This window comes from Moorena sp., assembly GCF_982860115.1.
The window spans coordinates 40,143-40,377 of record NZ_CEYLVT010000018.1; positions in this window are offsets into that span (position 1 = coordinate 40,143).

Here is a 235-nt window from a genome sequence, read left to right on the forward strand (position 1 = left end):
TGGCCAAAGGCCAAGGTTGGCAGGTTGGACGGTTAGATATTTTTTTCAGTTCAGATCAAACTTCTAATCTTAAGCCTCTTAACCTATTAACCTAGAACCTGCTAACCTAGAACCTGCTCACTTTCAACCAGCTAACCTACCCTACAAGGGACGCCTTGGGCGAACAACCTCTTAACCTTAAACCTCTTAACCTTAAACCTCTTAACCTTAAACCTCTTAACCTTAAACCTCTTAA